We start from the raw sequence: 25,727 nt of genomic DNA, 5'->3' as shown, positions 1-25,727 counted from the left end.
TGGCACGCTGTCGGGTTGGGGTACCTGTCTGCGGGGATCTGCGGTAAGCTTGCGGGGCGAGCAGCTTCATCCCGTCTGACCGATTGCAGCCGCATTTTCTGCCGCCGGATCTGAAATCCTGGCTACCTGCGGAGGATGTGGCGCATTTCGTCGTGACATTGGTATGCGCTTTGTGGCGGCGAACCTGCATCCTGACCATGACACGATCACGACGTTCTGGAACGGAAACATTTCGGCGATCGAGGCACCGTTCCTGCACATGCTGGAATTGGCATCGAGATGGGACGGATGCGGCTCGACACGGTCGCCGATCGACGGCACGAAGATCGATGCCAACGCCTCGAAATACCGTTCCATCCAGTATGATCGCGCGAAAGACCTAGGCGAGAAACTGGCCATCGACATTGCCACCCTGATGGAGCGCGCAGAGCGGGCAGATGCCGACCGAGGTGTGTCACCAGGCGTTACCGGATGAACTGGCCCGCCGCGAGGCTTTGAAGGCAAAACTGGACGAAGTCTGCGCGTGGCGGGAAGCGGAGGCCCGCAAGTAGGCCAAGGCCGTCCGCCGCAAGAGCCGGACGATGAATCGCCGCCCGACTGGCAGATCAACCTGACCGATCTGGACGGCAAGCTGTTGCGTTGCTCCGATGCGCATGAATACCACCAAGCGTAAAACGCCCAGGTCATGATGTGTGCCGAGGGCTGCCGGGTGATCGTGGAAAAGGGCGTCGTTGCGACCACGGCCGCCGCGCCCAGCTTTGCCGACATGATCCTGGGCATGGAGGGAAGGATCGGCCTGCCGCGAACCGTCCTCGCCGATACGGGCTTCGCCAGCCGCAAGGCCGTCGAAACGGTGCAGGCCACGGGTATCGACCCGCTGGTCGCCATCGGACCCCCCGTGGGTCGGCGCTCTTATGATTTCCGGCCATAACCATCACCCAATGAACCGCGTCGGATCACCGAGTCCTGGCGCCTGGATATGAAAGCCAGGCTGCAACAGGGTCCGGCAAAAGTCTTCTATGCCTTACGCAAGCAGGCCGTCGAATTGCTCTTCGGTATCATCAAGAGCACCTTGGTCTTCACCCATTCCTCCTCATGGGCCTCGCAAATGTCGTAACAGAATGGATGCTTGTCGCCCTCGCATATAACTGCCGCAGGATCACCCGACTGACGGTTGCATAAAACGCAGGTATCTTCGTCACTCATCACTACCGTAGTGCCCAACCCGACAGCCTGCTAATCAGTAATTTATACGGAATGTTCCTCCAAACATGGCCGGATCACCCGGCTGCCCACTGATGACACCGCCGGCGCTCGATGCGCTCCGTGTGATGAAATACCGCTGGTCGGTGACATTATGTCCCCAGAAGCCCAGATCCCATCGCCCCGAACGTGCGCGCACGCCCAGATGCGCGTCCAGAAGACCGTAGGCCTTGATGACGGAGTATCGAGAGTTGGTCGGCTCGGAATTGTAGTTGCTTCGCCAGGAGTAATCCATTCCGACATAGAAATCTGTGGCGCGTGACAGTCTGCTGTCAGGCAGGATATGATCGACATGCGTCGTATATTCCAGTCCCGCAGACAGGTTCCATTTCGAATTCAGGGAAATCTGGCTACCTGTCAGGTCGGCCGTCGTTGGCGCGCCAGGATAGGAGTTTTCATAGGCTTTCGTCGCATTGTGAAACGAAGCGTAATAGGCATCCGTATAGGCGGCTGACAGGCGGCCTTCCAGCCCTGCTATGATCTGTCCGCGGGCGTCTGCTTCGAAGCCGCGTGAAATGACTTCTTTTGCGTTGGTCAGGTAGGAAATCTGGGCATTTTGCGTATAGACGTAACCTTGGGAGATATAGTTGTGGTCGTCTTCCCAGAATGCGGCCAGATTGAGCAGAACACGATCATGAAAGAAAACATTCTTCAGACCCACCTCAACGTCATCAAGAAGTTCCGGCTTGACGATCGCTGACGCGCCGCTAGGCAGATTGTTGGGATTGATGCCACCATTGCGTATGCCGCGCGCGTACGAAACATAGAGCAGGTTTCGTGGTGTTATCTTGTAGTTGAGCGTCAAGGCTCCAGAGGGATGGCTTTCGTTCGTATGGGCCGAGAAGGATTGCGGACCGCCACGCAAGCTATTGCGCAGGGTTTGTGCTGCTGCCTGTTCGGCCGCAGTCAGGCCGGCGAGGGATTGGCCGGTCTGCCATGCGCGGCGGCTGCCGAAGACGGTGGTATTGGAATATCGCAGTCCGGCGATGACATCGAGCTTCGACGTTGCGTGCCATGTGGTCCGGCCATAGACCGAGACGGTGTTGGTCACAGGCTCGTCATACGCCCAGTAGCTGTAGCCGTTGAGTGCCAGCGTATCGACGTATCGCTGCCGCGCCGTGGTGGGGTTGCCGTAGAAAACGCCTGCATCCTTGCTGTATGTATCGTTAATGTAATCGGGAACCTCCTGCCACATGTAGAAAACACCACCTTCAAACTTGAAGTTTCTGTTCTCAGGGGAGGAAATTTTTACTTCTTCGGTCGCGTTCTGCTCGTAGACCTGATTGTTGCTGGCCGAGTAGGTGTCGGCGCCGAAATCGCCCGAGGCATTGTGGGGATACCAGAACCAGGTGCGCCATGATGCCAGAGAACTCAGAACCCAGTTGTTGCTAAACGTGTAGCGCAGATCCAGCGAAACGCCATAGACTTCCTGGTCCACCGACTGACCGCCCACGGTATTGGTCAGCAGATCCCGCGTGGAATGTGCTGGTGGCATGGGCAGGCCAAGTCGCCCGAGGCGGACGGGCAGGCTGTTGTTGATGGGCGCGCCGTTGGAGTAGCTCGATACGAGGCCATTATAGACGCTGACGCAGCAACTTTCGTGCGTGTGCGTATAGTCCGCAATCAGGCGGATACGAAGCCGTTCGGTTGGTACTGCCAGAATCTGTCCACGGATTCCTTTCGTATTATAGCCCTGGTAATCACGCCCGTTGGTCACATTGTGGACGTAGCCGTCCTGCCTTCGGAAAAGTGCAGCCAGACTGTAGGCGACCTTGTCACTGTTCCCGATCGCACCGGATGCATGGAGCTTCACGCTTGTACTGTTGTAGCTGCCATAAAGAACTTCAGCGCTATATTCACGCTTGAAGCTGGGCATACGTGTCGTGATGTTGATAACGCCGGCGTTGTTGTCAACACCACCGCGCGTACCCTGCGGACCTTTGAGGACCTCGATGCCGTCCAGATCGACGATATCCGAGATGGATTGCCCCACCATTGCCTGGTAGACGCCATCCAGATAGAGGGCGACGCCATTGCGTATGCCGTCCTGGGCTGACGCACTGAAGTTTCCGAGCCCCCGGATGTTGATGGCGACGTTGCGTGGATTGGAAATCTGCATAGTCACCGCGGGAATGTATTTGACCGCGGACTGAAGGTTGGCAATCTGATGTTCGGTAATGTCATGACTTGTCAGGGTGGTCACCGCGACTGGATCGGACTGGCGGGCGGTTGCCTGCCGATGGCTGCGGCTGGCGGACAGAACGCTGATCGTTTCGGCGTCTGCCGCCCGGTAGGGCTTGCCGGCATGTGCTGGAGGTGTCGGGATGGGTTGCGACCGAGCTACGCTCTTACCCTGTTGCAGGGTGGTGCTACGGGTGGCTGCCTTGGAGGAACGAACCGGTTTCTTCTTTTCCAGAAGCGTCGTGGCGGCTATCGCGGGTTTTTCCATCGCATAGAGCGACGTGGCAGCCATGGTTCCGAAGGCGACAGCCACCTTTACGGCCAGGACGTGGCCGGTCCCGTAGCGGCGCGATATGATAATCGGCTGAAGAATTCGTGGATTAACGTGATGCATGGTCAGAACTTTCTATTGAGCGCGGTGGCGTCACCACCTGCCCATTCACGAATGTCAAATCGCTGGACCTCTTCACACGCGCGCCTGACCGGAATGTCGTTTGAAACGGGAGGGGGCAAAGAAAGTCCGACGTGCGAGAAACGGTGCTCTGATCAGCAGCTACGACAGAAACGCATCTTTCATCACCTTCATGGTAAGTCCGTAACGCCTGTTGCCTGGCATGAGCGATGCAGGCAAAATTCACGATAATTAACAGTATTTAATTTTATATGCGGAAGATGGTGTGTGTCAATAAATCATATCATGTCAGTGTGATATATATGATATATGCCGTGTGATTTCACGTTGTGACTTTTTCAGTCATGTTAGCGATTAATCGCAATTCTACTGTGTCAATATGCAAGGAGGGAGTTTGGTATGACAGATAATCTGACCAATGCCGGGGGGACGCGGGTTCTGTCAGGCGTGGATGACAGTCGGCTCGCTGCCTTGCTGTCGGCACGCTATGGCACTGCGGTGCCGGACCTGGGGGTATGGAATGAAACACTCCATACAGTGCTGGGGCATCGGTCTGTCCGCGATTATCGTCCGGACCCTCTGCCTGACGGTACGCTGGAGCTGCTTGTGGCTGCGGGACAATCCGCTGCGAGTTCTTCCAACCTTCAGGCCTGGAGCGTCGTCGCCGTCGAAGATCCGGAGCGCAAGGCGCGTCTGGCCGCATTGGCCGGAGAGCAGAAACAGATTATCCAGGCACCGCTTTTTCTGGTCTGGCTGGTCGATCTTCACCGCCTGGAAACAATCGGCCGGCTTGAATCCTCGCCATCCGAAGGATTGCAATATCTGGAGAGTTTCCTGCTGGGGGCGGTGGATGCGGCGCTGGCCGCGCAGAATGCCGTGGTCGCGCTGGAGTCCCTTGGTCTGGGCGCGGTGTATATCGGTGCAATCCGCAACAATCCCGAAAAGGTGGCGAAGGAAATCGCGTTGCCGCCTCATGTATTTGCCCTGTTTGGGCTGGCTGTCGGCTATCCGGATCCAGCGGTTGCCACTGCGGTAAAGCCGCGCCTGCCACAGGATGCGGTTCTATTCCGCGAAACCTATGCGACGGAAAGGGCAAACGTGCCCTTCAATGAGTATAATCTGCGTCTGAGACATTTCCAGGCGGGGCAAAATATACCGCAGCGTGATTGGACGGAAACGGTGGCGCAGCGCCTGCGTCATGCTGCCTCCCTTCATGGCCGTGACCGTCTGGCAGAGGTGCTGCGCGGGTTGGGTTTTGGACTGAAATAACGGACGTCCCCGACATCTTCCTGGAGCCGAACCGATCGGTTCGGCTCCATTGTGTATTTCGGCGTCTGCGCCGGGGAGGGTCAGTCCCGTAGCAGGGGAAGGAGTGTGCGTCCCTGGCGGGCAATTTCCGGAAGATAGGGCGTGTCCGACAGGACAAACTGCGAAATGCCCAATGCTGCGTATTTTTTCAACGAACGGGCAACATCCGCGGCCGAACCGACCAGCCAGGTCGTACCGGCGCCGCCGCCACCATACCGCCCCGGAGTGGTATAAAGGTTCTCATCCAGAACCTCGCCCCGTTCCTGCAGATCAAGCAGCCGTTTCTGTCCGACGGCGGGTGCGCCGCGATGATCGTGCCAGCCCTGTCCCTGGAAGCGGGCCATTTCCTGGACTTTTGCTTCGGCATCTCTCCATGCTTCCTCGGTCGTGTCGCGGATCAGGGTGGTGATGCGTAACCCGAATTCCAGGGGAGGCAGGTTACGGTCGAGGGCGGTGCTGAGGGTCTTCAGGCGATCGATCCGCGCCGCCAGGTCGGCCAGCGGCTCGCCCCAGAACAACTGCACGTCTGCCTCGGTCGCGGATACGTTTTCCGCGGCTTCCGAGGCTCCGCCGAAATAGAGCTTCGGATGACGGCGGCCATTGCGTTCCACGATCCGGGGGGTCACCGTGGAATTGGTAAGACGGAAATGCTTTCCTTCGAACGTGACATTGTCTTCGGTCCACAGGCGGCGGAGGGCGTGCATGAATTCGCGCGTGCGGTCGTAGCGTTTGTCCTGGGTTTCCTCGCTGTCGCCATAGGCGGCCAGATCGTCCTTGCCTGAAACGATGTTGATACGGACCCGCCCGGATGTCAGGTGATCCAGTGTTGCGGTGGCGGAGGCGAGATGGGCTGGCTGCCAGTAGCCGGGTCGAATGGCGATCAGCGGTTCGAACGTGGACGTGCGGGCGGCCAGGGCCGTTGCCAGGGTGAATGTATCCGGGCGCCCCCATCCTGTGCCGATCAGTGCGCCTGTCCATCCATGTGCCTCGACCGCACGGGCATGTTCGGTCAGGGTGTCGAGGCTGTTGTGATTCTCCTGCGTCGGATCTCCACGATGACCCGGCGTGATCTGGTTGGGGATGTACCAGAGAAATTCCTTGGTGCTGTTCGACATGTTTTCTTACTCCGGATGCTCCGGAGGCGGATGGTGTATCCGGGCACCGGAGAATAGTTATATTATACCTATCGAAATAATAGGATTTGTGGCGCACTACGGCTCATGACCGAAAGTGTGAAGTGCTCTGGGCCGATCAGGGCGCCGGGTTGCTGAAGCGTTGATGAATGGCGTTGATGCGGGCTTCCAGTTCAGGTGTGATCGTTACATCGAGTGAATCGAGATCGGCCGTGAGTTGGGCCAGGGATGTCGCACCGAGGATATTTGCCGTGACGAAGGGCCGTGACGTCACGAAGGCAAGGGCTAATTGAGCCGCATCAAGGCCGAATTCGCGGGCCAGAGCCAGATAGGCTTCGACCGCTTCGTGAACGCCGGGCTTCTGATAGCGTTGGCCCCGATCGAATAGTGTCAGGCGGGCGTTGGGCGGGCGGGCGCCGTTCTGATATTTGCCGGTCAGAAAGCCTTGTGCGAGGGGTGAATAGGCCAGCAGCCCCACATCTTCCCGCACGGCAGTTTCCGCCAGCCCGATTTCGAACGTGCGATTCAGGAGGTTATAGGCATTCTGGATCGAGACGATGCGCGGGCGTTCGGGGTTGCGCTCAGCTTCGAACAGGAAACGGCCGGCTCCCCATGCGGTCTCGTTCGAAACCCCGACGTGGCGTATCTTGCCCTGCCGGACGAGGTCGCCCAGGACGTGAAGCGTTTCCTCGATCGGGATCTCAGGGGCGTCGCTGTGGTTTCTGGCTGGCCAGGTGGTGGTGCTGGCCGCGAAGAGAGGCAGGGAGCGATCGGGTGAATGAAGCTGGTACAGATCGATATAGTCGGTCTGGAGGCGCTTGAGGGACTGTTCCAGTGCGTAGGTGATGTTCTTGCGATCAAGCTGCGGCGTTTCGCCGCCGGGTCTCAGCCAGTCTGCATTGCTGCGTCCGGTCACCTTCGTCGCCAGTACAATCCTGTCCCGCTTCCCGCGGGACCCCAGCCAGTTTCCGATGATGCGTTCGGTTGATCCCTGGGTCTCGGCGCGCGGCGGAATGGAATAGATTTCCGCCGTATCGATCAGGTTCACGCCGCGCTCTACGGCGTAATCGAGTTGAGCGTGCGCTTCCTGCTCCGTGTTCTGCTGTCCCCAGGTCATTGTACCAAGGGCGAGAGGGTAGAGGCGGATATCCGTGCGGCCCAGGGGGCGATACTCAACCATGTGGCGCATGCCCTTCGCGGCCGGGAATCTTTCCGACAAGATTGCACGACATTTGATCGCATATCCTATTCTGTAGGTATGAATTTGTATTGCATGAGTTAAACGTAGGTGTAAAGCTATATGGATTAATAACGATTAAAAATGGTGATACTGGCGGATGACAAAGGGAGACCGCATAGGCGCGATCGTCGTGGCCATCCTGCTGACGCTTGCCATTGCGCCTCTGGCGCTGCACGTCGTCAGGGGGGCGTCCGCCGTGCGTGAAGGGTTGGCGCTGTCCGATCGTCTTCCCGAGCAGGTGCCGCCTGGCGTGACGCTGGCAATCGGTGATCCCATGACCCAGCAGGTTCTGGACTACACTGGCTGGGGGCGTGAATTGCCCTTCTCGATCCGCTGGGCCAATATTACGGGCGGTCCGGCGACGACCGAGGCTTTTCATGCGCGCGCCATTGATGTCGGTACCGGCGCGAACATTCCGCCGATCAGGGCAATCTGGGTTGGCATTCCGGTCAGGATCATCGCCGTCCGCCTGCGCCAGCAACCGCTTTCACATCCGATTTACGTATTGGGTGTTTCGCCGAAAGCCGGTGTGAAGACGCTGTCCGACCTGCGTGGAAAGAAGATTGCATTCAGCCCCGGCCAGGCCCAGGGCCTGGTCGTGCTGCGCGCCCTGCGGGCCGGCGGCCTGACGCCTGCCGATGTGACGCTGGTGGATCTGCCGACGACGCGGATCAACAATTATAATGGCGCCCTGGGGGCGGGCATCGTCGATGTTGCGCCCATCGCCTCGGGAGCACTGGCGGCACGATATCTGGCCGATTGGGGTCGTTCGGGCGGGACGGTCATCGATCATGGCGACTTTCGTGATGATCCCGACGTTCTCTATGTGCGTACAGAAATCCTGCAGGACCCGGCGAAGGCGGCGGCGTTGCGGGCTTATGTTCGCATGTGGGCGCGGGTTGCAGCCTGGAAGGATGCGCATCCTGATGAATGGGCAACGCTCTATTATGTGAAATTCCTCGGACTGTCGCCCGATGCTGCCCGTGCGGAAGTGGAACGCGCGGGGCATGCCGACATCCCGAGTGACTGGTCCTGGATGGTGGGCTACCAGCAGGAAACGATCGATTTGCTGGCGAAGGAAACGGGCCGCCAATCCTTCGATGCAGCGCATCTGTTCGATCGTCGCTTCGAATCTGTCGCGATCGACGGGCTTGCTGATTACGCGACATGGGCCGCGCAGGAAAAAAGCCATCCTGATCACAAAGAAAATGGAGCCTTGTGATGAATGGAAAACCAATGGTGGCGCCATCTCTGGCGACCCTCTTCGCCTGGCCAAAGCGTGATGCCCCGCAGGGCAGCGCAGCCCGAGACGGTAAGAGGCACAGGAGAATGACCGCGCAACGCCTGTCGCCCCCTCCGGCCCTGCGTTACGGCTGGCTGGCCGGGCCGCTCTTTCTTCTTGCTTACTGGGCGGCTGCGTCGGCTGTCGGCCTGATCGACAATCGGATACTGCCGTCCCCCTGGGTTGCGATCAGTACAGGAGCCGATCTGGTCCGTGACGGACGGCTGCCCATCAATCTTCTGATTTCCCTGCTGCGGGCGGCGGAAGGTTTTGTGCTCGGAGCTGTCGTTGGAATTGCCCTTGCGCTGTTGTCCGGTCTCAGCCGGGCCGGGGACTATTTCGTCGATGGCATTGCGCAGGTCAAACGTGCCGTACCTGCGGTGGCGTTGATTCCGTTTTTCATCCTCTGGTTCGGCGTGGATGAAGGGATGAAAATCATGGTCATAGCCATCGGCGCCTTTACGCCGGTCTATCTCCATACCCACACGGCGCTGCGTGCGATCGACATTCGCTATGTCGAACTGGCTGAAACCCTGCGTATCGGATACTGGCGGTTCGTTCGGCATATCGTTCTCCCCGGCGCGTTGCCTGGGATGATGCTGGGTCTGCGCTTTGGCGTCATGGCAGCTTTGTTGGGTCTGGTGGTGGTCGAGGAAGTGAACGCGACAAGCGGTATCGGCTACATGATCGATCTGGCCCGTACATATGCGCAGTCGGATATCATGCTGGTCGGCCTGGTGACGTACGTCGTCATCGGCGTGATTGCGGATCAGACATTGCTGAGGATCGAAAGAAAGGTTCTGTCCTGGCGGCGGACCCTCGTGGCATGAGCGTCGTGCGTGTCCGGAATCTCGAACGGCACTTTACACGGAAAGGCGTGCTGAACGGCGTCGATCTCGATATCGCGGAAGGTGAGTTCGTTGCCCTGCTCGGGCGCAGCGGTTCGGGTAAATCGACGCTTCTGCGTGCGCTTGCGGGCCTCGACCATGAAGCGCGCGGCAGCGGACTGATCGAGGTGCCGGATGATCTGGCGGTCGTTTTTCAGGACGCCCGTCTGCTGCCCTGGAAGACTGTTCTGGATAACGTCGTTTTCGGACTCGACGGTCCAGATGCTGCGACGCGTGCCCGTACTGCGCTGGCGGAAGTCGAGTTGAACGGGCGCGAAGCGTCATGGCCCTACGAATTGTCGGGTGGGGAACAGCAGAGAGTCGCCCTGGCGCGTGCGCTGGTGCGGGAGCCTCGTCTGCTTCTTGCGGATGAACCGTTTGGAGCACTTGATGCACTGACAAAAATCAGGATGCATACGCTCCTGCGCCACCTGTCGGCCATTCACCGACCGGCCGTTCTGCTCGTTACCCATGATGTCGAGGAGGCGATTGCCCTGGCGGGACGGGTGATTGTTCTCGATCACGGGAAGGTGGCGCATGAGGAAAGGATCATTCTGCCCGATGATGGGGAGGAGCGCGCCGTCAGAAGTCTGGAGATCAGAAAGAAGCTGCTCGTCCAGCTTGGCGTGGAGACCACATCATGACGGTCGCTGTCCACCGGTATCGCGTCGGCATTCAGGCATGCGGTTTCGCATGGAACAGAAACCATAAGGGAGAAACGCGCGATGTCTCGTTATGACGACATTCGGAAGCTGGCTGCCGAGGCACGGTCGCGCATCGTGGAAATCAGCCCAGAGGAAGCGCGCGTCCGAATCGCGCAGGGGGCACTGGTCGTTGATGTACGGGATGAAGAGGAAATCCGCCGCAATCGGCCGCTTCCCGGGGCTTTGCAGTTCAGCCGGGGACGGCTGGAATTTCTGATCGGTGATGCGGTCAGTGATCGCGATTCGCCATTGATCCTGTATTGCGCGGGGGGAAATCGCGGCGCGTTGGCAGCGGATAGCCTGCGGCGCCTTGGCTATAGCCAGGTCTACAATCTGCGCGGGGGCCTGCATGCCTGGCGTGTCGAGGCAGGGCAAACCTGGATAGAGCCCCTCCTGTCCGAGCATTGAGGGGCTGGAGCGGCGGGGATATCCGCTGCTCCATCGGCCGGATGGGCCGCCTGTTTTGAAATTCAACGTCTTGATCGATGGGGAACGAATACAGGGAAGAAGAATATTGACTAATCATACTTATCTGGTGTGTTTAATATCCTATCGATGGAAAACGGGGTTTTCACATGCCTGATTCGGTTCGACAGCTCAGACTCGGTGCGTTCCTGCAGGCTACGGGCCATCATGTCGCCGCATGGCGCCATCCGGCTGCGCAGGCAGATGCGGGACATAATATTGCCCACTACAGAGAACTTGCGAAAACGGCAGAGCGTGGAAAGCTCGACCTGATTTTTCTGGCCGATTCACCCGCGACCTCAGGTGAGGTCACGCCCGCCGCGCTGGCCCGCAATGCAAAGAATGCGCATTTCGAGCCATTGACGCTATGGTCCGCGCTATCCCAGGTGACAGAGCATGTAGGTTTTGTGGCAACGTCAACCACGACTTATGAGGACCCTTATACCACTGCGCGGAAATTTGCTTCTCTGGACTGGATTTCACAGGGGAGGGCCGCCTGGAATGTCGTTACGACCGGTGTGGATGCCTCGGCGAATTTCAGCCTCTCGGCACATCCCGTCCATGACGATCGCTATGCCCGGGCAGAGGAATTCATCGACGTTGTCAAGGGGTTGTGGGACAGTCACGAGGACGATGCTTTTCTGCGCGACCGTGAGAGTGGCGTCTATCTCTCTGCGTCCAAAGTTCACCGGCTGGATCATCACGGCAGATTCTTTCAGGTTCGTGGCCCGCTCAATGTCGGGCGGCCACCGCAAGGTCATCCGGTCATCGTTCAGGCTGGAGCGTCGGAGCCAGGCCGCGAGCTTGCTGCCAGAACGGCGGAGGTGATCTTTACCGCCAATCTGACTCTGGAGGATGCGCAGGCGTTTTACGCGGATCTCAAAAATCGTCTTGGGCGTCACGGCCGGACGGCGGATCAGCTTCTGATCATGCCGGGCATCTTTCCGGTTCTCGGAGGAACGGAGCGGGAGGCGCGAGACAACTATGAGTATCTCCAGTCTCTGATCGATCCGGAAACGGCGTGGGCTATCCTGCGCCAGTATTACCGGGGCGTGGATCTGTCATCCTATACGCTCGACGATATCGCACCGCCCCCTGCCGCCACGACGAATGGAAATCAGAGCCGCCTGAAACTGGTGCACGACCTGATCCTGCGTGAGCAGCCGACATTGCGTGCGCTGTATCGCACGCTCGCGACGGCCCGCGGCCATCAGGTCGTCGTCGGAACGCCCGAGCAGGTGGCCGATGCGATCCAGCTCTGGTTCGAACAGGGGGCGGCTGATGGTTTCAATATCATGCCGCCTATCCTGCCCACGGGCTTGACCGACTTCATTGATGAAGTCGTGCCGATCCTGCGTCGTCGCGGGCTGTTTCGTCATGAATATGAAGGACGCAATCTGCGCGAAAATCTCGGCCTGACACGGCCGACGAACCAGTTTTCCATCAGCGGGGAGGGGCTGGCGCGTAGCGCCTGATCCCCGATCGTCGTGATCGTACGACACGGAGTGTATATCATGTCCCAGACTATTCTTGCCCGTGCCCACGAGTCTTCGGAGCCGTCGCCTGTTCGTGAGAGCGAGGGTGTCATCATTACCCCGACGGGCCCTGTGATCGGTGCCGAGGTGCGTGGGATCGACCTGCGGGACACGCTTGATGGCCCAACTATCGAGGGCCTGCGTCAGGCACTGCTTCGCCATAAGGTCCTGTTCTTTCACGACCAGCCGCTCACTGATGCCGAACAGGTCCGTTTCTCGCGCTATTTCGGCCAGATCACGCCGGCGCATCCGATCAAGAACGGCCTCTCTGAGCAACCGGAGATTATGGAGAACGTCAAGTCGCTTGGCCCTTTACGCCAGAACGTCCTGAATGAGGTCGAGCAGCAGCAGCTTCGCGCGAACAGCCGACATTTTCGCAGCCGCGGCTGGCATACTGACATCACATTCGTGGCGAATCCGACGTCGATTTCCTTCCTGCGCGGGATCGAGACCCCTGCATTCGGGGGGGATACGGCGTGGGTCGATCTGGAGGCCTTGTATGAGAGCCTGTCAGAGCCGCTTCGGGTTTTCCTCGATGGGCTGACCGCTATACATGGCCGCGATGATGCCCGGATCGGTTTTCCACACCCGCCGCGCCAGGATGGGCGGTATAATGGTGCTTTCCTCGCCGAGCACCCTCTGGTGCGCATCCATCCGGAAACGGGCCGCAGGTCGCTTTTTCTCAGTCCGGGCTTTATCCGCTATATCCCGACCTTGCGTCCGGGTGAAAGTGACACGCTTCTATCCTTCCTCATCGAAGAACTTGCCGGACGGATCGATCTGCAGGCGCGCTTCCACTGGACAGCGCATTCCCTTGCCGTGTGGGATAATCGTGCGACGGCTCATTGGGGGCCGGTCGATGATCCCTATTTTTCGAATGAACGTATTGTCCGCCGTACCACCGTCGATCCCGATCTGGCGCTCGGTCCGGATGGGTTCCAGTCGCGTCAGATCCTTGGAGAGTCGTTTTATGCGTATCGCTGAGGCGGAAGGTGCATTCTGTTTCATGTGGCCGCTTCTCAGGTCGCGCGCATGACCATATAATATCACCCCGACCAGGATTACGGATAATCTCCAGGGAAAGGCCCGACGATGCTCTCGCAGCGTGCACGTTATGCGCTCAAGGCGCTCCTGAATCTTGCGAGATCTGATCGGTCGTCACAACAGGTAAGCAATATTGCGGATCAGGAGAATATTCCGCGCAAATTCCTGGAAACCATCATGAGCGATTTGCGCCGCGCCGGGCTTGTGACCAGCCAGCGCGGGAGTCTTGGCGGTTACAGGCTGGCGCGGCCTGCCGATCTGATCACCTTTGCAGACATCATTCGTGTGACGGATGGGCCGATTTCCATGCTGCCCTGCGTCAGCCGGAATTTCTACGAGCGATGCGAAGATTGTAGTAGCGAGGAAGCGTGTGCCTTACGAAAGGTGTTTGCAGAGGTGCGTACGGCTGTGACGGATATTCTGGAACACCGCTCTCTGGCGGATGCCCTGTTGTTGGAGTTGCCTGAAAAGGCGACGTCATCCGAGGTTTCTCTGTAAATATTTGAATCTGGCAACAAATCGGTAAAGAGCTCTGATCCAGGCGGTTGCTCTCCATGGAGGCATCATTCGCTGGGTATCACGGATTTCGACGCACGAATCCGAATTGGTCGCTCCCGTCTGCCGGATGTCGAAAATCATTGAAATGAACGGCTGTTATTCGGCGTCGTAGGGGTGTGTAGCCCGCACGCCGAGAGTTGTAAGCCAGTCTGCATATGATTTTTCCGATTATATGATTTTGCGATCAAAACACCCTTGATATGTTTTGATACGATATATACCGTAAAAATGTATGAAAGATAATTCCACTGTAACGCATCGTCTATAATCGAGACTGACTTGATGTACCCCGCCTTCGCGCGGAAGGGTTTCACTGTCCGATGGCGTGCGCCAAGTACGAAAGCACCTTTTTCATGTTGATAGAGTTCAGTCGAACCTTGAATTTTTCCAGGGGTGGGCGGTCGCTGGGCGTTGTTCCGGTATCTCTGACACTGACTTTCTTCCTCGGTGCCACTGGTAAAGTGCAGGCCGAGGAGATGAAGATGCCCATGCCTTCTGATGCGCACAGGGCGCGTTCGGCGCATGTTCACCACCATATGGCTGGGAACGCGGCCTCTGAAAGATCTTCAGAGAAACGTGGAAAAGGGAGCAATGTAAAAGATGCTGCCCGGCAGAAGGCGCCGATCTCGGGGGGCGTGGAGGCAGAGGATGTCGTGGTTACCGCGTCGGCAGACCCGGGCGAACGACGGATGGAGGACGTCATGATGACGACGTCGCGGTTTGGCGATGTCGTCACGGGCAAGCAGGCGAAAGAGCAGCAATTCACGACTCTTAACGACTATTCTTACAAGGTTCCTGGATTCCGTCCGAATATCACTACGCCGCATTACTCCCGCATGTCGATTCGCGGTCTTGGTCAACCCATGTCAGGCGCGGCTGGAATCGGCTATCAGTCGGAAACGGCCTTCGTGGTCGACAATGTCGCCTGGATCCAGCCGGATTATCAGTGGGGGGACTGGAGCAATATCAGTTCCTTTGAAATCGGATATGGCCCGGCGGGTACTGCTGGCGGCCATAATTCCGAGGTCGGTGCGATCAGCATCATGACTGCCCTTCCTTCCTTCAAACGTAAGACCGACTACGAGCAGACTGTTGGTAACTATGGTCATACGATCGAAAAGCTCGATACCACGGGTTCAATCATACCAGGTCATCTCGCCTATCGTATCTCCGGTTATTATGACAATGCCGATGGCTGGGTTCATGATCTTTTGAATGGAAAGCGGTATCAGAACATCAATCGCGGCGGTGTTCGCGCGCAGTTGCTTGGTGTTGGCGAGCATTATACCGATCGCTTCATTTTTTCGTACAACGAAGCGAATGAATATACCCAATATGGCGCATCCGCCGGTACGGGCGGAGCCAGCGCTCCGATCGGTGATTCGGTGCTGGTATATGGCAATGGGAAGTATGCCGGTAGTTACGCTGCGACCCTATGGTCGCGTCTGCAGAAGCCTGTTTTGACGTACAATCCCTATCGGCCGGCTCTGGCCAATCCGGGTAAGGAGCGGAGCAATGTGTTCACGCTTTCCAATGAGCTGAATTATCATCTGGGTCGAAATACGCTGACCTCGATTACCGCCGTCGGTCATTTCGCCGGCGTTAATAGCGGCACTACCGATAACCAGAACGTCTGGATCGGCACCGGTGGCGAGATGGACGATTATGGTGTCCAGGGCTCGCAGGAACTGAGGTTGTCTTCGCCTCAGGAGGACAGGATTGCCTGGACGGTTGGTCTTTACGGGGTCGACAATTCGGCCTGGAATCGCATGCACCATACGAGCTTCGGAAGCGATGCCGCGGCATGGTATTCAAGGCCGGCGGCTGTGACCGGATTGACCCAGTGGGAAAAGAACTACAACACCAACCTTCAATTTGCGATCTTTGCTCAGACGACCATTCATATCGATAACAAGCTGTCCCTGACACTTGGCGTGCGGAACAGCTATGATATTCAGAAATTCAACAATAAGTTCGAGGTGGGATATGTGCCCGGCACGCCCTATTCCTACGAGCAGCAGCGTCAGGCGCTGATGGCTGCAGGTGGTGGCGGCGATGCGCGCACCGGGGTGCAGCGCAACGACCACGACGGGGTGACGGCGATTATCAATCCGAAATATCAGATCAATGATAACACCCAGATTTATCTGCTGATCGGTCACGGGGACAAGACAGTTTCCGCTAACGGCAATGCGAACCCGATCAACGTTTATAATTCGACAACCAAGCAATATTCCTTTTATGCGTGGTCACCGTATTTTTCAAAGCCTACCACGTCGTGGGACTATGAAGTCGGTGCCAAGACGATGAATTTCAATGGGCAGCTTACGTCAAACATCAATCTGTACTGGAACGATTTGTATAATTATCAGACCAATCAAGTTTATAATTATCACCTGTCCAATGGCGATCTCGCCAATGTCAGTTATATGGGCAACGCGCCGCATGCCCGTCTTTATGGTGTGGAACTTTCGGAAAGCTTGAATCCCGATTTCATTCCGGGCCTCGAGATTCATGGTAGCGGTGCGTGGCAGCAGGTCAAATATGTAAAATATGCCTCGGCGCCTCCCCCGACGAGTGACGCTTACTCGGGCGGCCCGGCAACAGTCGATGAATCCGGTCGCAGCCTTCCAGGTATTCCAAGCTTCACATTCAATATCGGTGCGGACTACCATCACCCGGTCGGTGCCATTTTCCGCAACCTCTCCCGTTCGTCAGGTGGATGGCATTCGTGGTTGCAGCGTTCCTTCACCGCATTCGGTTATGTCAATGAAGCCTGGTGGAGCAGAAACCGCCTGACGGACCCTCTGGCTGCCCGGCAGTTCTATCAGTCTGCCTATTCCATCGTAAACGCGGGTATCGGCCTGCGAACCGATGATCAGAATTTCAGCATCACGTTGTGGGCGAAGAACCTGTTGGATGCTCGTCCCTGGACGGGGTACAGTCCGGGAAGTTCCAGTTCGCCTGAATCGGTGGATCTGACCCAGCAGGGACCGCGCTATTTTGGTGGAACGCTGCATGCAGCGTTCTGAGAGGTTCTGACAGTCATGGACAATGCGGGAGAGAGGTTGGTAGCGCCTCTCTTTTCCGATCCCTGCCTATACACGAAAAGAGAAAATTTTTCTGAAATGGAAGGAAAATGTCCGTGAGTGACTATCGCTATTTGGGACACAGTGCGCTGAAAATTTCGCCGCTGACATTGGGAACAATGATGTTCGGCGGCGTAACGGACGAGGCCGTGTCCCGGCGCATTATCGATAGCGCACGTGATAATGGCATCAACTCCATCGATACGGCAGACGTCTATAATGGCGGCCTGTCGGAGACAGTCGTCGGCAAGGCGATAAAGGCGCAGAGAGATTATTGGGTTCTTGCGACAAAACTTGCGAACAAGGTTGGGAGTGGTGCCAATCAGGGTGGTCTGTCTCGGAAATGGATCATCGAGCAGGTCGACCATAGCCTTCGGCGCCTTGGAACCGATTATATCGATATTCTCTATTTTCACCGTGCAATCTTTGGCGTGCGGCTGGAGGAGCCGGTAAGGGCGGTCGGCGACCTGATCCGCCAGGGTAAGATCCGCTATTTCGGTATTTCGAATTTTCGCGGTTGGCGTATCGCGGAAACATGCCGCATCGCCGACATTCTGGGAATGGATCGTCCGATCGCGAGCCAGCCCCTTTATAATATCGTAACACGGCAGGCCGAGTCCGAGGAGTTGCCTGCTGCTGCCCATTACGGCCTGGGTGTCATTTCATACAGTCCTCTGGCCCGGGGTGTCTTGACGGGGAAATATCGCGCTGACGGAGTTCCTGAGGCTGACAGCCGAGCAGGGCGCGCGGATAAACGCTTGCTGGAGACAGAGTGGCGCCCGCAATCCATCGAAGTGGCAGAAAAAATTCTATCTCATGTTCAAGAAAGGGGGATTTCCATTACGGATTTTGCGGTCGCATGGGTGCTGGGAAATCGGCTGGTGACCTCGACCATCGCGGGCCCCCGTACGGAGAGCCAGTGGGCGAGTTATCTGGCGGCACGGAACGTGGTTTTGACAAAGGAAGACGAGGAATTCATCGATTCACTGGTGGCACCGGGTCATGCGTCGACACCTGGTTTCAGCGATCCGGGTCATCCGGTAGAGGGAAGAGTGATTCGTTCATGAGGTTGCGCATGTCCAGTATGAACTCACCTGCCATGCAATGGTACGTCTGGCAGGAACAGGGGCCTCGGGCCTGTCGATGGAACCGGGGCGTATGACATGACACTGCGGCGGAGAAATATCCTGACTGGTGCTGCCTTTCTGGCTGCATCGGCACAGAATATGCGAGAATCGGCAGCATCGGAACTATCCGTGCCGGACTGGACGAAGAAACCCGGGGCGCCGATTCTGACTCATCCTTATGGACAGCCCTCCGCCTTTGAGAAGAAGGTGGTGCGGCGGACAGCGACGCAATTACGTTCGGGGCAGGGGTCGACGCTGACGCCGCTGGCGTCCTTACGCGGTATCATAACGCCTGGTGGTCTTCATTTTGAACGGCATCACGGCGGAGTTCCGGATATCGATCCCACCCGGCACAGTTTGATGGTCCATGGGCTGGTGGATCGGTCGATGCAGTTTTCGCTAGATGACCTGCATCGACTCCCATCGGTCTCGCGGATTCATTTCATCGAATGTTCCGGCAATACAGGATCTGAATGGACGAAGGCTACCCGGACGGATGTGCAGGGCACGCATGGTCTGCTCTCCTGTTCCGAATGGACAGGTGTGCCCCTGTCCATTCTTCTTGCGGAAACGGGCTTTGCACGCGATGCACGCTGGATTCTGGCAGAAGGTGCCGATGGCGCGGCGATGTCACGCAGTATTCCGCTGGCAAAGGCGCTCGATGACGTGATCGTTGCCTATGCCCAAAACGGCGAGGCCATACGCCCCGAGCAGGGTTATCCGCTGCGGCTGATCTGTCCCGGCTACGAAGGCAATACGCACATCAAATGGCTAAGGCGCCTGAAGTTAGGGCGTTATCCATTTTATACCCGCGAAGAGACCTCAAAATATACCGATCTGATGCCGGATGGAAAGGCGCGCGCCTTCAGCCTGACCATGGGGGTAAAGTCCGTGATCGTACGCCCTTCTGGCGGGATGAAACTGTCCTCGCGCGGATTGCTGGAAATCAACGGTCTGGCGTGGAGCGGACATGGAAAGATCACCAGGGTCGACGTTTCGACGGATGGCGGAAGGACGTGGACGAACGCGCGCCTGGACGGCATGGTGCTGCGAAAGTGCCTGACAAAATTTACGCTGCCTTGGGTCTGGAATGGAGAAAGCAGTATTCTTCAGAGTCGGGCTTTTGATGACTCGGGGAACATCCAGGAAACACGACAGACTCTTCATAATCGCTATGGAGATAACCTTTACTACCACAACAATGCTATTCAATCCTGGTCTGTTTCTGAATCCGGAGACGTTTCAAATGTCTTCATATAATATAACGTGCAGCTCGATTATTTTTTTCCTGTTCTTCGCGAAGGTTGCCCTTGCTGCACAGTGCCCGGGAACCCCGATATCCGAGAAGGATATAGCCCCTTGGAATATAGATATATCGCGGAATGGTCCGTTGCCCGATGGTCAGGGAACGCCGTTGGCGGGAGAGAAAATTTATCAGGAGAAATGCAGCAACTGCCATGGTCCGACGGCTGATGGAGTATCGGGTATCTATCCTGCCTTACGTGGCGGGATCGGGAGTCTGACAAGCAGGAAACCCTTGCGAACGATCGGCAGTTTCTGGCCCTATCCGGAGAGCGTTCTTGATTATGTCAGACGCGCCATGCCACTGGATTCACCGCAATCCTTGAGCAATGACGACCTGTATGCCGTCGTCTCGTATCTCTTTTATATTAACCACATAGTCTCCAAAGATTTCGTTCTCGATAGCAAAACGATTGCCGGGATCGAGATGCCGAATAGAAAAGGATTTATCGAGACAGGTGAAGGAAGGGAGCGGCCTACCGTTGCGGGAACAGCGGGAGAAAATCGATTGATGGACTGTCGGTCCAAGGCGGGAGGCAGAAAATGAGGTCATCATCGATGATGAAGGTATGAGCGGAGTGAAGTTCGGAGATGCTTCGACATCATAAGCCGTTTCATGATGGCATTCGGTGTTGAGAAGGGCGACCAGGACGATAACTCTCTCGATTTCTGATCAGGCATTTCGCTGTTCATATTTTCTGACGGTCTGTATTCTATATAAAAAGGAGTAACGAACATGATTTCACGACGCCGTCTCGGGGCCTTGGCGCTGTCCGGTTCGCTGGTTTCGTCGCTCGGATCTGTCGCGCGGGCACAGGCGTCAAGCGTCAGGATCGGCTATCAGAAATATGGTACGCTCGTCCTTATGAAGGAAAAGGGCTTTCTCGAGCGGATTCTGACACCAAAAGGGATTTCCGTTCACTGGGCGCAATTCCCTGCCGGGCCGCCAATGCTTCAGGCCATGGCGAGCGGGGCGGTGGATATTGGCCAGACAGGTGACCTGCCACCTATCTTTGCGCAGGCAACGATGCCTGACAGTTTCGTCTATTTCGGGCATGAGACGCGCAATGGATCGAGCGAGGCCATTATCGTGCCTGAAAACAGTCCAATCCGGTCGGTTCGGGAGCTGAAAGGCAAGCGTGTCGCCGTGACGCATGGTTCGGATGCTCATTGGCTTCTGCTCGGTGCCCTGCTCCGGAATGGGCTGACGTGGCAGGATATTGCGGTATCGTATCTTCTGCCCGCGGCGGGTCGTCCGGCCTTCGAGGCGGGGACTGTCGATGCCTGGGCGATCTGGAACCCTTATCTGACGGGAGCGGGACAGAACGTGCGTGTTCTGGCTACGGGCGAAGATGTGGGGGGCGGTACGGAATTCTATCTGGCTCGAAGAGAGTTCGTTACCGAAAATCGCGATCTTTTGCATCTGGTAATCAGTGCCATTGAGCAATGCGATCAATGGGCCAGCGGTAACAAGGCCGAAGTGGCTGCCATCCTGGCCAGAAGTACCGGTCTGGATATTACGGTCGTCACGGCATCCGTGGCCAGAATCGATTACGCCTTTCACAACAATTCACCGTCGATGGTGCAGAGCCAGAAGCGAATCGCCCAAGCGGTCGTCGATGCCGGGCTGCTGCCGAGCGTGCCGGATATTGCACAGGCTGCGCCGACAATCTGAGAACCTGCGCGGATCGGTGGGGTAACGGGTGCTGTCCGCACCTGACGCCGCCAAGTCTGAAGTCGTCGGGTTCACATGGAACGGTAACGTCCGATGCCGGTGCCCTATACAAAGCGGGGTTGTCGATGGATCGAAATCAAGGGGATGTAATTGAAGAGATTTTTCATCTTATCGAATGTCAAGAACACATATAATCGAGTGGATGTAGGTTAGTCGTCATATACGCCCAGTGATTCGAGCAAGACGCGGCGAAGGTGCTCGAATCGCGGGTCGGTGTGACGGCGGGGGCGGTCCATCGGGATGGGGAGGTCTGTATGAATTTGACCGTGTTCCATAACCACGGCCCGATCTGCCAGCATCAATGCTTCATCGACATCGTGCGTTACCAGAAGGACTGAGCAGCGGTGCCGACCCCATAATTCGGAGATCAGTTTCTGCATTTTCAGGCGAGTTAGCGCGTCGAGGGCGGCAAACGGTTCGTCTAACATCAGGAATGCGGGTTCGCGGACCAGAGCGCGCGCCAACGCTGCCCGCTGAGCCTCGCCACCGGATAACGTCAGCGGCCATGCGTCAACCCGATGGCCGAGCCCGACCTCTTCCAGCACACTCAGCGCATGGGCGCGCTGGTTTGCTCCGGGCAGACCCAGTACCGTATTTTGCCAGACCCGTTTCCAGGGAAGCAAGCGGCTTTCCTGAAAGACAACCGAAACGTCGCGTGGGCGTATCACCGATCCTTCGGTCACCGGATCCAACCCCGCGAGTGTACGGAGCAGAGTTGATTTACCCGACCCGCTGCGGCCTAGCAGTGCGACAAACTCGCCGGGTGCGATGGCCAGATTCAACTGGTCGAGTACGGCTGGACCATTTCCGAAACGACGGGTCAGGCCATCCACCACGATGGCTTCGTTGCGCTGTGACAAGGCGACCACTTGAGAGACGGCGTTCATGCCGACCTCGCTGCACGATGTGAGGGGCGCCAGGACAACAGAATGGTTTCAAAAAAACGCACGATCTGGTCAGATATGAGACCCAAAAGGCCATAAATGACCAGACCGACGAGAATGATGTCTGTGCGCAGAAAATCCTCGGCATCCATCATCATATGGCCGATGCCACTTTCCGCATTGACCTGTTCGGCAACGACCAACATCAACCAGGAGATACCCACAGCAAAGCGAAGGCCGATCAAAAGGTCTGGCAGTGCGCCGGGAAGAATGACGTCCCGGATCGTGCTGGTGCGAGTGAGACCAAGGGTGCGTGCCATTTCCAGCAACTTCGGATCGATGGACCGGATGCCTTTGTGCAGGTTAAGGTAGATCGGAAAGCTGGCTCCGAGCGCCACAAGTGCAATCTTGGGGGTTTCCCCGATCCCGAACCAGAGGATGAATAGCGGTACTAGTGCCAGCGCTGGCAAAGTGCGGAGGATCTGCACGGGCGCATCTACGATATCCTCACCCAGGCGCGACAGGCCGGCGATCAGGGCCAGACCGACACCCGCGACGAATGCAATGCCTAGCCCCACGCCCGCACGAGCGAGCGACACCAACAGGTTAGTCTGCAGGGTACCATCTTTCACAAGTGTCCAGCCCGTGAGAGCGATCTGGAAAGGGGAGGCCACGACATGAGTGGACAGCAGGCCGGTCGAGCAGGCCACCTGCCACAGCAGGACGAGCAGCATCGGGGAGACATAGCGCTTCAGTAGGCCAAAACGCGATAGAGGTGCGTGCCGTATGAGCCCCTTGTCCCTCGTAGGGGATGAGGACCGGATGAGAGTGCCTGACATGGTCGCGGCTTGTTCCTTAAATATCGTCTTGCGCTGTGGTTTTGTTGTTTTCCATCCTGTTGGGTGGATTTTAGAAAGACAATATAGAAGCGTATATATGTGATATGTTACGGTTTTTTCACCATGACTGTGCATTTCCTCTATGCACCTATTTTGAAACAGAAAATGAGGAGGTCGAGCGCCCTCGGATTGCGATCCTCGTCAATAGTCCGCCGACATGGAGTTCCGGGGTTCAGGTCAATCCGGTGATCGCGATGGCGGCCGACCGGCCTATTCATGACGTTGTGCTATTGGCAATGAAAGCGAACTTCACATTGCCTCGCGCGCGAAAAAAGCCGCCGCTTTCTTCAGGATGTCACGCTCCGCCCGGAGCCAGGCGACCTCTTTCTTCAAGGCTGCAATCTCGGCTAGATCGGCCCCTATCTGGCCATTCCCCGGAAACGCCACAGTCGGGGTAGCGGTCAGTTCCCGTATCCAGCGGCGCAACATGCTCTGTGCAACGTCGAGGTCCCGTGTGGCCTGCGCCATCGTCACACCACGATCCGTCACCAGTCTTGCGGCCTTGATCTTGAACTCACGGCTGAACCTCCGTCTCGTCACATCCACTCTCCAGTTCCTTCGTCACGCTCTTATCTTCGTGTCCACGAAACCGGCAGCAGGCCACTTCAAATCGAGGGTATTCCACGGGGCAGGGTCAATGAGTGGTGCGCCCGTTCCGCCGGATCAGTGGAAATCGACAATAATATGTTCGCCCTATCAGGGAGGTGGAGAAAGAATAGCCGATTTTGAAATAATTATTTCCTATCTTTCAAATAATTTCCAATTGTAACGAGGGGGCTCTCGCGGGTTTCCGTGATTTTTTCTGCTGCTAGATTGTCTCCACCTATTGCGATTGCGAGCGGAGGAACGACCGTGCTTGCCCCACAGAAGACGATCATGCCGTTGCAGGCGGTCATGGAAAATCCTCCCTCCGCGTCGTTGTCCGCCCAGGCTTTCGCGTGTCTCACGCGCCTCATGGGTTTCCGCCTGCCGACGGATATCCATGAATGGGCGGCACGCCGCGGTATCCATCTGCCGATGGGCCGGAAGCGGCGCGAGCGCATGGCGCTGGTCGCCAGGCGCGGCGTCCTGTTCATCCATGTGCCCAAGAATGCCGGCACTTCGATCGCCACCGCGTTGTATGGTCGCACGCTCTCGCACCAATCCATCCGCTATTATCAGGACGTGATGCCGGACCTGGCGCGCGACCTGCCCAGCTTCGCCATCCTGCGCGATCCGGTGGAGCGCTTCCTGTCGGCCTACAGCTACGCCCGGGACGGCGGCACACGGGATCGCACGGTGGCGCCCGGATTTCGTGATCTCTATATGGGCTTCCGGTCGCTTGACGATGCGTTGGACCATGTCGAGCAGGCCCGCTCGATCTACGCGATGGACCATATCTTCCGCCCGCAATCCTGGTACGTCACCGACCGGGCCGGGCGGCAGGCGGTGCGGCACCTGCTGCGCATCGAGGATGTGGCGCACCTGCCGGAACTGATGCCGGAACTGGGGGGCGTGCGCCTGCCGCGCCTGAACGAGGGCCGGCCGCACGGTCTGGCCCCGACCGAGCGGCAGCGGGCGCGCATCCTGGCGGCCTATCATCAGGACATCGCATTGTTCGACCGTATCGCCGCCGCCTGACGCCGGGCGGCCATCAAGGCCGCTCTCGTTCGCCAGTCCATATGTCCGGTCAGCCTCTCAGGAGGCCCTGGCGGCATGTGCTCCGGCACCGGGCTGAAACGCGCCAGCGACATGTATCAGCCACGAGCGCAGGCGCACCAGGGCCGGGCGTTCCCAGCTATTTTCGGGAATTAACAGCGTATAGGCGCCGATCGCGACACCGTCGAACGGCGCTTCCGGCGACCCGACCCGCACCAGCGTACCGTTGCGCAGATCGTCTTCCAGCAGGAACGGGTTGGCCAATGCCACGCCCTGGCCCTCACGCGCCGAGGCCAGCACCAGATGGGCATGCCACAGCCGGGCCGCCGGGATCATGGATGGCGCCGCCACCCCCTGCCGGGCCAGCCAGGTCTGCCATTCATGACTGTCTTCCTCGGCCAGCAGCGGTTGCGACAGCAGGTCGCCCACCGTGCGGATCGGCCCGGCGCGACGCAGGAAATCCGGGCTGGCGACCGGAAAGACCGGCGGCCGGGCCAGTTCCGCCTGGCGGATGCCCGGCTGCGGTTCGTGGGGCCGGCCGTCCAGTTGGTAGCGGATATCGGCATCGACGCCATCGGACCAGAACCGGGCGCGCGCATCGGTCGGCCGCAGCAACAGGTCAATGTCCGGAAATTCGGTGCGGAAGTTGCCCAGTCGGCGTACCAGCCAGTGAAAGGCGAATCCCGGCACGCACCACACGCTCAGTTGCGGCAGGTCGCCGGCGCGCAGGGCCTCCGTCGCGCGCGCGATCTCGTCCAGCGCGTTGGCGATCCGGTCATGATAGATCCGGCCTGCTTCGGTCAGTCCGCCGCCCGCGCGGTCCAGCAGGGGCACGCCGGCCCATTTTTCCAGCGCGCGCAGATGGCGACTGACGACGGCATGATCAATCTGCAACCATTCCGCCGCGCGGCGAATGCCACGTGTGCGGCCGAACGCATCGAAGGCACGGAGCGGTCCGAAGGGCGGAAAAGAGCGTCTGTCTGCCATGGAATGCCGGAAATGGAAGAAACGAGCGATTGCGAGAAACAGGATAGTGGTGCC

21 protein-coding genes and 1 pseudogene are annotated in these 25,727 nt (G+C 57.9%); 15 read left to right on the top strand and 7 right to left on the bottom strand.

The annotated features are described in order from the left end of the window. Nucleotides 1-68: 68 nt before the first annotated feature. Nucleotides 69-1,182: pseudogene (locus C7453_RS17325) on the top strand (transposase). Nucleotides 1,183-1,240: 58 nt separating this feature from the next. Here the strand turns inward: C7453_RS17325 and C7453_RS17320 are convergent. Continuing rightward, entirely contained in the window at nucleotides 1,241-3,838 is a 2,598-nt protein-coding gene (locus tag C7453_RS17320; protein ID WP_114729316.1) for a TonB-dependent receptor, read from the bottom strand. A 417-nt stretch (nucleotides 3,839-4,255) separates the two neighbouring features. On the opposite strand from C7453_RS17320, the gene C7453_RS17315 reads away from it, so the two are divergent. After that, nucleotides 4,256-5,125, top strand: coding sequence for an NADPH-dependent oxidoreductase (locus C7453_RS17315; RefSeq protein WP_170143271.1), 870 nt, complete (start codon nucleotides 4,256-4,258; stop codon nucleotides 5,123-5,125). An 80-nt stretch (nucleotides 5,126-5,205) separates the two neighbouring features. Here the strand turns inward: C7453_RS17315 and C7453_RS17310 are convergent, their stop codons facing one another. Beyond that, the gene (locus C7453_RS17310; protein ID WP_114729314.1) at nucleotides 5,206-6,279 is read right to left on the bottom strand and encodes an LLM class flavin-dependent oxidoreductase; all 1,074 of its coding nucleotides are present in this window, start codon (nucleotides 6,277-6,279) and stop codon (nucleotides 5,206-5,208) included. A gap of 136 nt (nucleotides 6,280-6,415) precedes the next feature. After that, nucleotides 6,416-7,477, bottom strand: coding sequence for an aldo/keto reductase (locus C7453_RS17305; protein ID WP_114729344.1), 1,062 nt, complete (start codon nucleotides 7,475-7,477; stop codon nucleotides 6,416-6,418). A 157-nt stretch (nucleotides 7,478-7,634) separates the two neighbouring features. On the opposite strand from C7453_RS17305, the gene C7453_RS17300 reads away from it, so the two are divergent. The 12 genes from C7453_RS17300 (at nucleotide 7,635) to C7453_RS17245 (ending at nucleotide 21,205) form a co-directional block, all read left to right on the top strand. Further along, entirely contained in the window at nucleotides 7,635-8,759 is a 1,125-nt protein-coding gene (locus C7453_RS17300; protein ID WP_220791274.1) for an ABC transporter substrate-binding protein, read from the top strand. A 107-nt stretch (nucleotides 8,760-8,866) separates the two neighbouring features. Next, nucleotides 8,867-9,649, top strand: coding sequence for an ABC transporter permease (locus C7453_RS17295; protein WP_245949135.1), 783 nt, complete (start codon nucleotides 8,867-8,869; stop codon nucleotides 9,647-9,649). Next, nucleotides 9,646-10,350: an ABC transporter ATP-binding protein gene (locus C7453_RS17290; protein WP_114729310.1), complete on the top strand. Its 705-nt coding sequence runs from the start codon at nucleotides 9,646-9,648 to the stop codon at nucleotides 10,348-10,350. Before C7453_RS17295 ends, C7453_RS17290 begins: the two co-directional genes overlap by 4 nt. Nucleotides 10,351-10,431: 81 nt before the next feature. Then, entirely contained in the window at nucleotides 10,432-10,818 is a 387-nt protein-coding gene (locus tag C7453_RS17285) for a rhodanese-like domain-containing protein (RefSeq protein WP_114729308.1), read from the top strand. A 167-nt stretch (nucleotides 10,819-10,985) separates the two neighbouring features. Then, nucleotides 10,986-12,350, top strand: coding sequence for an LLM class flavin-dependent oxidoreductase (locus C7453_RS17280; RefSeq protein WP_114729306.1), 1,365 nt, complete (start codon nucleotides 10,986-10,988; stop codon nucleotides 12,348-12,350). Nucleotides 12,351-12,389: 39 nt separating this feature from the next. After that, the gene (locus tag C7453_RS17275) at nucleotides 12,390-13,394 is read left to right on the top strand and encodes a TauD/TfdA dioxygenase family protein (RefSeq protein WP_114729304.1); all 1,005 of its coding nucleotides are present in this window, start codon (nucleotides 12,390-12,392) and stop codon (nucleotides 13,392-13,394) included. A 108-nt stretch (nucleotides 13,395-13,502) separates the two neighbouring features. Next, nucleotides 13,503-13,952 (top strand): RrF2 family transcriptional regulator, encoded by a 450-nt coding sequence (locus tag C7453_RS17270; RefSeq protein ID WP_114729302.1) that lies wholly within the window; start codon nucleotides 13,503-13,505, stop codon nucleotides 13,950-13,952. Nucleotides 13,953-14,332: 380 nt separating this feature from the next. Beyond that, nucleotides 14,333-17,044 (top strand): TonB-dependent receptor, encoded by a 2,712-nt coding sequence (locus C7453_RS17265; RefSeq protein ID WP_245949134.1) that lies wholly within the window; start codon nucleotides 14,333-14,335, stop codon nucleotides 17,042-17,044. Nucleotides 17,045-17,157: 113 nt separating this feature from the next. Beyond that, entirely contained in the window at nucleotides 17,158-18,168 is a 1,011-nt protein-coding gene (locus C7453_RS17260) for an aldo/keto reductase (RefSeq protein ID WP_114729338.1), read from the top strand. Between the two features lie 96 nt (nucleotides 18,169-18,264). Next, a complete protein-coding gene (gene soxC / locus C7453_RS17255; protein ID WP_114729300.1) occupies nucleotides 18,265-19,488 on the top strand; it encodes a sulfite dehydrogenase in 1,224 nt (407 codons plus the stop codon). Between the two features lie 130 nt (nucleotides 19,489-19,618). Further along, nucleotides 19,619-20,077: a c-type cytochrome gene (locus C7453_RS17250; RefSeq protein WP_170143270.1), complete on the top strand. Its 459-nt coding sequence runs from the start codon at nucleotides 19,619-19,621 to the stop codon at nucleotides 20,075-20,077. Between the two features lie 189 nt (nucleotides 20,078-20,266). Beyond that, nucleotides 20,267-21,205 (top strand): aliphatic sulfonate ABC transporter substrate-binding protein, encoded by a 939-nt coding sequence (locus C7453_RS17245; RefSeq protein WP_114729296.1) that lies wholly within the window; start codon nucleotides 20,267-20,269, stop codon nucleotides 21,203-21,205. A gap of 209 nt (nucleotides 21,206-21,414) precedes the next feature. Here C7453_RS17245 and C7453_RS17240 read toward each other — a convergent pair whose 3' ends face one another. From C7453_RS17240 to C7453_RS17230, 3 genes are all read right to left on the bottom strand, one after another. Next, nucleotides 21,415-22,152 carry an ABC transporter ATP-binding protein gene (locus C7453_RS17240; RefSeq protein ID WP_114729295.1) on the bottom strand — a complete coding sequence of 246 codons (738 nt, stop codon included), beginning with the start codon at nucleotides 22,150-22,152 and terminating at the stop codon, nucleotides 21,415-21,417. Continuing rightward, nucleotides 22,149-22,883 carry an ABC transporter permease gene (locus C7453_RS17235; protein WP_245949133.1) on the bottom strand — a complete coding sequence of 245 codons (735 nt, stop codon included), beginning with the start codon at nucleotides 22,881-22,883 and terminating at the stop codon, nucleotides 22,149-22,151. The genes C7453_RS17240 and C7453_RS17235 overlap by 4 nt, the downstream gene beginning before the upstream one ends. A gap of 414 nt (nucleotides 22,884-23,297) precedes the next feature. After that, the gene (locus C7453_RS17230; RefSeq protein WP_114729293.1) at nucleotides 23,298-23,594 is read right to left on the bottom strand and encodes a transposase; all 297 of its coding nucleotides are present in this window, start codon (nucleotides 23,592-23,594) and stop codon (nucleotides 23,298-23,300) included. Nucleotides 23,595-23,900: 306 nt separating this feature from the next. Here C7453_RS17230 and C7453_RS17225 point away from each other — a divergent pair, with 306 nt between their 5' ends. Next, on the top strand, nucleotides 23,901-24,668 hold the full coding sequence (locus tag C7453_RS17225) for a sulfotransferase family 2 domain-containing protein (RefSeq protein WP_245949132.1): 768 nt from the start codon (nucleotides 23,901-23,903) through the stop codon (nucleotides 24,666-24,668). Between the two features lie 57 nt (nucleotides 24,669-24,725). Here the strand turns inward: C7453_RS17225 and C7453_RS17220 are convergent, their stop codons facing one another. Further along, the gene (locus tag C7453_RS17220; RefSeq protein WP_114729292.1) at nucleotides 24,726-25,673 is read right to left on the bottom strand and encodes a LysR substrate-binding domain-containing protein; all 948 of its coding nucleotides are present in this window, start codon (nucleotides 25,671-25,673) and stop codon (nucleotides 24,726-24,728) included. Nucleotides 25,674-25,727: the final 54 nt, after the last annotated feature.

The sequence above is a fragment of the Gluconacetobacter liquefaciens genome (assembly GCF_003350405.1).
Lineage (GTDB): Bacteria > Pseudomonadota > Alphaproteobacteria > Acetobacterales > Acetobacteraceae > Gluconacetobacter > Gluconacetobacter liquefaciens.
Note: the sequence above shows the minus strand (reverse complement) of the source record. Positions and strands in the feature narration are given on the sequence as shown.